Annotated in this window: 6 protein-coding genes; 3 read left to right on the top strand and 3 right to left on the bottom strand. The window is 64.8% G+C overall.

Annotation, left to right across the window (positions count from 1 at the left end; all coding sequences use genetic code 11):
- On the top strand, positions 1 to 493 hold a 493-nt coding region (locus B0T44_RS25580; protein ID WP_139795364.1), incomplete at its 5' end, for an erythromycin esterase family protein.
- 146 nt (positions 494 to 639) lie between these two features.
- On the opposite strand, the gene B0T44_RS25575 is transcribed toward B0T44_RS25580, so the two are convergent.
- Positions 640 to 1,242, bottom strand: a complete 603-nt coding sequence (locus tag B0T44_RS25575) for a TetR/AcrR family transcriptional regulator (protein WP_077120889.1) — start codon at positions 1,240 to 1,242, stop codon at positions 640 to 642.
- 71 nt (positions 1,243 to 1,313) lie between these two features.
- Here B0T44_RS25575 and B0T44_RS25570 point away from each other — a divergent pair, with 71 nt between their 5' ends.
- Both B0T44_RS25570 and B0T44_RS25560 read left to right on the top strand, forming a co-directional pair.
- Positions 1,314 to 2,141, top strand: coding sequence for a class I SAM-dependent methyltransferase (locus B0T44_RS25570; RefSeq protein ID WP_077120891.1), 828 nt, complete (start codon positions 1,314 to 1,316; stop codon positions 2,139 to 2,141).
- A gap of 1,267 nt (positions 2,142 to 3,408) precedes the next feature.
- Positions 3,409 to 4,323, top strand: a complete 915-nt coding sequence (locus tag B0T44_RS25560; protein ID WP_077120895.1) for an NUDIX domain-containing protein — start codon at positions 3,409 to 3,411, stop codon at positions 4,321 to 4,323.
- 120 nt (positions 4,324 to 4,443) lie between these two features.
- Here B0T44_RS25560 and B0T44_RS25555 read toward each other — a convergent pair whose 3' ends face one another.
- Both B0T44_RS25555 and B0T44_RS25550 read right to left on the bottom strand, forming a co-directional pair.
- Positions 4,444 to 5,256, bottom strand: a complete 813-nt coding sequence (locus tag B0T44_RS25555; RefSeq protein ID WP_077120897.1) for a hypothetical protein — start codon at positions 5,254 to 5,256, stop codon at positions 4,444 to 4,446.
- A 598-nt stretch (positions 5,257 to 5,854) separates the two neighbouring features.
- On the bottom strand, positions 5,855 to 6,964 hold the full coding sequence (locus tag B0T44_RS25550) for a coiled-coil domain-containing protein (protein WP_245839128.1): 1,110 nt from the start codon (positions 6,962 to 6,964) through the stop codon (positions 5,855 to 5,857).
- Positions 6,965 to 7,898: the final 934 nt, after the last annotated feature.

Below are 7,898 nucleotides of genomic sequence, written 5' to 3'. Positions count from 1 at the left end.
GAGCCGCATGTCATGGCTGCTCGCCGTGCGGGATTCGATGATGGCCGCCAACCTGCTCGCCCTCGCCGAACAGGGCCCGGCGCTGGTGAACGCCCACAACGGCCACCTCCAGCGGAACAAGAGCACGATGCGGATGGGCGACCTGCCGGTGGAATGGTGGAGCGCCGGCGCGATCGTCGGCGCCCACCTGGGGCAGGGGTACGCCTTCCTGGCCACAGCCCTCGGCACGATCCGCCACCAGGGAGTAGGTGCCCCGCCTCCGAACACCATCGAGGGGCTGCTGTACGCGCTTCCAGAGGACCGATACATCGTCGATGCCCGCCGACTGACCGCCGCGCTCGCCGGCGCCGCACCCGTCCCCCGCGTCTCCCCCTGGTACGGGTACTCCCCGCTGGATCCGAACCACGTGGCCGCCACCGACGGGATCGTGTTCGTCAAGGACGTCCGGCGGAGTTCGATTCCCCACGGTGCGCCCGGGCGGTGCGTGAAGTGAAGACGCAGCGGTCGAGCATGTTGATGTAGGTGTGCCCGAGCGGTGAGGGCCGGGCGGCGGCCGCTGAACGGAACACTCGATCAGGTTCAACCAACGGTGGTGGGGCCGGCGAGTCCATAGGCAGCTGTTCTCGACGCTGGTAGGGCTCAGGCCGGTCGTCGCTGTACAGCGTCGGAAATAACCGCTGCCACGAACTTTTCGACTGCTGCTGTGGTTGGCGGGCCGGAGTCGCGGTCTGTGAACAACAGGTGCCCGCCACCGACCAGGGACAGGGTGAGTGAGTCGATGTCGGCGTCGGCCGCGATGCGGCCCAGTTCCCGTTCGTCGGTCAGATAAGTGGAGATCGCGGTCGTCGCCTCGGCGAGGATCGCGAGACCGCCGCCGGGCTTGGCGTGGCGTAGGCGTGTGCGCAGCTCGTCGCGGAAGGTGATGAGCGGGATGATCGCCACCGGAACCGGTCCGAACAGATCGGTCAGCGCACTGGTCAGATTGGCGGCCACCGTGCCGGCGCCAGCGGACGCGCGCAGCGCAGTTCCCTGCGCCTCGAGCTGCGCGGCCCGGTCGAGCACAAGTTCGGTGAGGAAGGCATCGAAGTCGGTGAAGTGCCGGTGCAGAACACCTTTGGCGCAGCCCGCCTCGTCGGTGACGGCCCGGCTGGTCAGCCCGTTCGGCCCGTCGCGCAGCAGCACGCATTCGGCAGCGTCGAACAGCTGTTGCCGCGCGTCGCGAAGGTGCACTCCAGTCGGCACTCGCAGATCCTTTCGTGCGTCGCTCCAGTGGCATTATTGCTTAGTGGGCCCTTGCCCACTAAGGTGGGCGCATGCCCATTTTACCGCGGGAGCAACCCGAACCGTCCCCAGCGCCACCGGAAGAGTCCCAGCGGATGGCCACGTCGTTCGGTGTGCACGCACAGCGCTACGACCAGGCCCGCCCCGGCTATCCCGAAGCGCTGGTGGCGCGAATCCTCGCCGGGACACCCGGAGCGGGCGTGCTCGACGTCGGCTGCGGTACCGGTATCGCGGCCCGTCAGTTCCAGGCAGCAGGGTGCACGGTGCTCGGCATCGAACCCGATGCGCGGATGGCCGATTTCGCACGAGCCCGCGGTCTGCAGGTCGAAGTCGCTACCTTCGAGGCATGGGAGCCGGGTGACCGGATGTTCGATGCGGTCATCGCCGCTCAGTCGTGGCATTGGGTGGATCCGGTTGCCGGCACCGCGAAGGTGGCCGGCGTGCTGCGTCCAGGGGGACGGTTGGCGATCTTCGGTCACGTGTACGAGCCACCCGCCGAGGTGGCAGAACCGTTCGCCGCCGCCTACCGGCGGGTGGCGCCGGACTCCCCGATCAGCGGCCAACCGGCTCGACGCCCCCTCGAGCTCTACCAAGCGGGATACGCAAAAATCGCCGACCAGATCTGCGAGACCGAACGATTCAGAGATCCCGAACAGTGGCGATTCGACTGGCAGCAGCCCTATACACGCGACCAATGGCTGGAGCTGCTCCCCACCACAGGTGGCCTCACCCGACTCCATCCTGACCAGCTGGCCGAGATACTGGACGCGGTCGGCAACGCCATCGACTCTCTGGGTGGATCCTTCACGATGGACTACACCACCCTGGCCGCGACAGCCGCACGCACAAACACTCCCTGACGGCCGCGCTCGGCACCGAAGCCGGTCCAGGACCGATGCCTGCAAAGGCCGACGTTGCTACGAGCACAGCACCGACGATAATCCGCGCCCACAGACGCCGGTGAGCTGGGATTCCTTGCCGCAGAACACTTCCGGGCCAGCGGAAACCCCCAGTTCTTCACCACCTGAAACCTGCTGTTGATCTCTCGGGGGAACACCGACTTGCCCGACGATGAGCGCCACCTGCCTCGTCACGAACTCGGCGATCTGCGAGTGTGGCTGTGCGAGCAGGAGTTGGGACTCCTGTCACCCGCCCTGGCCTGCCGAGACCTGTTGTGAAAGCGGGGATCGGCACCCATCACCATCATCTCCAGTCCTCGCGTGCTCGTCGCGGACTCGCGGAGCAGGGAAGTCAGCGCGCCGATGTGCGCGTATCCCCGCTTATGGACATGCTGGTCGGAGGCGACCGCCTCCCCGGCAGCGCTGATGACATCTCCCGCGCGCAGCAGCATCGACGCCGGGCCACTGATCAGCAGCGTTCGGCCGTGCTCGGCCAGGACAAGGCCATCCGTATCGAACAGCAGCGGCTCATAGAGGTGGGCTGTCCGAGCCGACGGGGGCCGGAGCGTGGCCGGGTGATCACCCGCCAGGTGCCGCCGGACATCAGGCCATGCGGAAGCCCGCATCCCGACATCTCGGCGCATGATCACCAGATCTACCGAGGTTTCAGGCGGCCCATACCACGGGACTGTGCAGGGACGAGGTCCTCTCGTCGGCAAGTGAACCAGGCTGTGCGGACTGACCCCCGCCATCCGAAACCAGGCACCCAGATGTAGCAGCGCTTCCCGCGTTCCCACGATCTGGCCGAAGAAACCCGTCCCTGGTGGGCAGATCCACAGTCCGTTCGGCCGCCTACGAGGCGAAAGAACCCGCCACGGCCGCCGCGGACCCCGCACCATCCGGACAACAGCGCGCAACCGCACCCGCCCCACGCCTGAACTACCCGGACCGGACTCCACCGGGCCATACAAGCAGTTCCGGCCCTGGCTCGCCACTGAAATTCTCAACCCGCAACCCGCAACCCGTTCCCCGGTGAGGTTCTGCCGCCGCAGCCTCGATCCGCTGATCCAGCTCGGGTCGCCATCTTCAGCGACTGTCACACCCCTCGTTTGCGGCTGGTGACACTTCCTTACCAGCACTCCGGAAGCCGTGGAAATTGCGCGATGAAATGTAACCTGTTGCAGTACAATACTTTTCATCGATATTCGGGGTTGGGTATGGTCGCGCAGTGATCGGAAGACACCTCGCCGACTGGTTCCGCAAATATGTGGCCGAGAAACTCACCGGGCGTGCCGCCGACATCGCCGGTGCGGCGGAGAAGCCGCCTCGGCAGACCGGAAAATCCCTGGAAGAGTTCGCGGGCAAGGTGGTGATCGATCGGGATATGGAGGGCCGGCAGCAGATCGAGCAGTCCGGTTTCGGGTCAAGGGGGCGACCGAGGCTCCCGGAGGCCACTGATCATCCGACTACCGAGCGAGCCGCCAGCGGCGGTGACCACGCCGATGCCGGACCGTTGGATCCCCAGGGAGAGCCCACGCCACACCCTTCACCAGCATCGCCGAATACGCCGGAAACCCGCAGAGAATGGTTTCAACGGCAATTCGCCGAAGGCAACCTAGACCCCGAAAACCTGGCGGCAGCCAAGGTGGTCATCATGGATGAGCACGGCAGGGTGCTGATGCTGCAGTCTCCATATGAAGGCAAACGAACCCTGCCTGGCGGCTTTGTCGACAATGGGTGGCGCAAAAGGGAACAACCAGCGGGTGCGGCGATACGAGAAGTTCGGGAAGAACTCGGGGAAGAAATCGGGAGAATTGTAAGGATTGAGCGCCTGCTTGCCACCAACAAGAAATCACCGGACCCCGAACATGGGCGCGACTACCCGCTGACGGACTACATCCATCTCGCAACCTTCGACGACTCGGCCGGCACCAAAGTGTCGGATATGCAGTTCGATGTCGACGAGAAAGAAGTCTCAGGCTACGACTTCCTTCCCCCGGACGAGGCGGTTCGAAGCGCCGGACGAAAAGGAATCGATATTTCCGCGGCTCTCGATGCACTCTCGTCCGGAAGAACAATCCACCTCATAGACGGCGAATTCCCTTCACCCAGCAGTCGAGATGACCAGACCCGACCGGAATAACCGCTGACCGATGCCTACTCCGAGAACATGTGGGCAATACCGACACCCGCCCACACGAGCGGCTCGACGGCGGCCATAGCGGAGGCTGATCACTACGGTCCCGGTCGGCTCGAATACCGACTAATCGAAGCGGATCATCCCCAAGAGCGCATCTTTCAACTCCAGTCCAGGCTTGGGCTTCCTGGCGTACATGTACATATGCTTACCGTTGGGGTCGGCCCAGTCGGCGTCCATTTCTTCTCTGGTCGGCGATGTGAGCTTTCCACCGTCGTAGATGAACAAGACACCGGGACCTTGATGTTGTGCCATGAAATCCTTGACAACACTGTCTCCTATATGCGTCCAGGGTTCTTTCGGTGCTGCTCCCCCGTGCACGCGTGCGTCTTCCACGAGCTGCGGAACTCCATGAGCCTCACTCGCGGAGACCCAACGGAACTGTAGGTCCAACTCGCCCAGTTTCCCGCCTTGCTCCGCCTGCATATTATCCAAGAGTTCGATGAGTTCTTTTTCGGACTCCGAAAATCCCCCCCGTCCCCGCCTTTCCCGCAACTCTGCGATGATCTTGGTGTTGACAGTCATGTTCTGAAGTCCAAAAAGCTTGTCGGCGAGGCTCGCAAAGGTAGATCTGTCTTTTTGGGTGAGTCTCAATACGAAATGCTCGGCCTGGCCGAGTGCTGGGTTGTCGTTGTGGGATTCTGTACCGCCACGACCGCTGTCCGATGACGGATCCATATCACGGGAACCGGCCGCGATCTGCTGCCCGCCGTGCTCGGCGGCGGCTCGATGCGCACGCGCCACCTGGGTGACATCACCCGAAACGCTGTCCACGCTGTCGTGAAGGGGACCACAGGTCCGCCGACCTAGCAGTTCTACCAAGTAGTCCCGCAACCGCCGGAACAGCTCATCAGCGGGGCCGTCAGGGAAACCTTTCACCGCAGGCCATCCCGATCAACGCGCCGCCTGAGTCCGAGCGCGGGTCTCCTGGCGCACCGGCGATGGCCACAGCGCATAGCCGGCTGTGGATAGTTTCGCGGCCGCGATGCCCTCGCGTCGGACGCTCTCGCATACTTCGCGAGGCTGCGCACCGAGGTACAACCGACAGCTTCATCAGCACCGGTGTCCACGAGTCCTCCTCGGCCGCCTACTGGTAGGACAACCGTTCCCACCCCGTCGACCGACTTCTGACCGCTACCGCAGACAGTTTCCAAGCCGCCACCGAGTCGAATACACATCGCACCAGGGCTTTCCCGAGATTACCGCATATGGCGCACCGCTGTCTGCGTCGATTCGCCGACAGCGGTTTTCTCGAAGCTGTTCCTCGGCCCCTGAGCTGCAAAGTGTCCTGCGCGTGGACGCACAACGCTACGACCAGACTCACCCCGGCTACCCCGACGCAGCCGATCCTCGCGAGGCCCTCGGGGCGTAGGTGCTCGACGTGGGCTGCGGTATCGGCATCGCTGCCCGCCAGCGCCGAGCCGTGGGGTGCCCGCGCTCGGCGCCGACCCTTAGTCGGCAAGCAACAGAACCTCAGTCACCGGGGATCTGTCGTGGGCTCTGCTCGGTGTGCTTGCGCCGACAACAACGTGTCGAGCTGGCGTTCGGCGCGTTCGGCGCGGGCGAGGGTCTGGGCTCGCGCCTCGTCGAGCGCCTGGATGCGTTGCGCGACTTCGGCACGCGCCTTCTCGATCTGGGCCGCTGCGTCGGTGCGGGCCGCAGCCAGGTCGGCGGCGGCCGCGCGGCGGGTTTCGGCGAGCTCGGCGCGGGTGGAGTCGAGTTCACCTCGCAGCCTGCGCAGTTCTTCCCGCGCTTCGGTGGCGGCTTCGGCGCGTTCGGTCGCGGCGGCTTCGGCGCGTGCGATAGCGCGTTCGGCGTCCGCGGCGCGTTGCACGGCCAGGTCCCGTTCGGTGGTGGCCGCATGCACCTGCTGGGTGGCGGCGCGACGGGCCTGTGCGATCTCGGTATCGGCTGTGCGTTGTATGCGTTCTTTCTCCTCTGCCGCGTGTGCGCGGATTCGGTCGATCTCTTCGGCGGTTTCCCGGCGCACAGTCCGTATCTCGGCTTCGGCGGCGCTGTGGGCGGCGAATACCTCGTCGGCGGCGCGTGTGGTCACTGCTTCCACTTCCTGTAGCGCGTCGTCGCGGGTGCTGAGCGCGTCGGCGATCCGTTTTTCCGCGTCTTCGGCGGCATGTGCCGCGTCTTCGGCGGCCGCTTCGGCGTGCAGGCGCTGCTGCTCAGCCTCCCGGCGTGCGGTATCGGCGGCGGCTGCGGCGATTTCGGCGTCGGCGATCCGGCGGGCTGCGTCTGCTTGCACCGCCTGTACCTGCGCTTCAGCGACGGAAGGGTCGGCCAGTGTCGACATCTCGGCGATAGCGGCGTCGAGGCTGGTGGTGAGTTGTTCGGCGAGGCCGCGGAACTGGGTGAGCAGTTCATCGGCCCGGAGCCGCGCGACTGTTACCGGCCCCTGTTTCGTCACAGTGACTTTTTCGTCCTGAGTCTGCGACTCCTGTTGTAGCCGTTGTCGCTCCCGCCAAGCCCGCCAACGTGTGTGGTCGGGGTGATCGCAGTATTCCGAGGGTCTGCCCGGCCCGCCGGTGCGGGTGACGGGCCGGGTGCAGTCCGGGTAGTTGCAGAGGTTCGACACCGGAAAATCGTAGCGTTTGTTTCGTCGTTTCAAACGTATTTACACGCAACGAAACCCGAACCCCATCACATCACCCCCACTGAGTCTGGCCGCCGATAAGTGAACATTATCGGCGGCCAGGAGTGCCCTTTTCGCGACACGTACAAGCCATCCTGTCCTGTCTCAGTGGGCCTGGCGCAGTCGCAGCATTTCCGGGGCAGGTGGTTTGTAGTTGGCGAATGTCTCAATAGATCTGGCGCACGTGGCACGGTCACCCACGGCCGTGGACCGATTTGAGCGGGGTGATGGGTGGCCGGGGCTGATCTATGCCTGGTGTGCGGCGGTGGTCCACCCTCTCGGTGCTGCTCGACCAACTCCCGATGCAGCGCAGCGGCATTGCCTCGCCACTGACCAGCCGCACCCGAAGTCGATCATCGATCCGAAACCGGTCCCGCTGCGTCGGTGCAACGTTCAACCTTCGCGCCGACAGCCACCGCCACATCGTCCGTTCGGCCACACCGAGCGCTTCCGCGGTCAACCGCACATGCTCACTCGATAAACCACCCTGGCCCGACATCTGCGTGAGCCGATCCACAGCCGCCGCCGCAACGCACGTGTGTTCGCGTCCACCACGGGCACGGCCTTCCGGATCCACTGGCCCGCACTCAGACAGTGCGAGCGCCAGCCCGTATTCGACCATGCGCGGACGACGGCATGGACCAGATCCACTGACATTTTCATAGGGCACGTCCCACGATCAAGCTGGTTTGGTCCCAGGCCAGTCCGCACAACAACGAGGTGAGCGTGAATACCGCTACCTGGCCGCGAATACCCGTCTGCGTGGTTCTATCGGTGATCTGTGACGTCACTCATCGGTGGATGTGGACGTCGGTCGGGATCGGGAGATGTTCGTATCGGCGGATTTTGACGTCGTGATCTTGGTTGCGGTGCGAGG

It is taken from the genome of Nocardia donostiensis (assembly GCF_002081715.1).
In the GTDB taxonomy this organism is placed as follows: domain Bacteria; phylum Actinomycetota; class Actinomycetes; order Mycobacteriales; family Mycobacteriaceae; genus Nocardia; species Nocardia donostiensis.
Note: the sequence above shows the minus strand (reverse complement) of the source record. Positions and strands in the feature narration are given on the sequence as shown.

Excerpts from the sequence above, each read along its gene's own strand:
- B0T44_RS25570 (WP_077120891.1), top strand. The coding sequence starts at position 1,314 with ATGCCCATTTTACCGCGGGAGCAACCCGAACCGTCCCCAGCGCCACCG.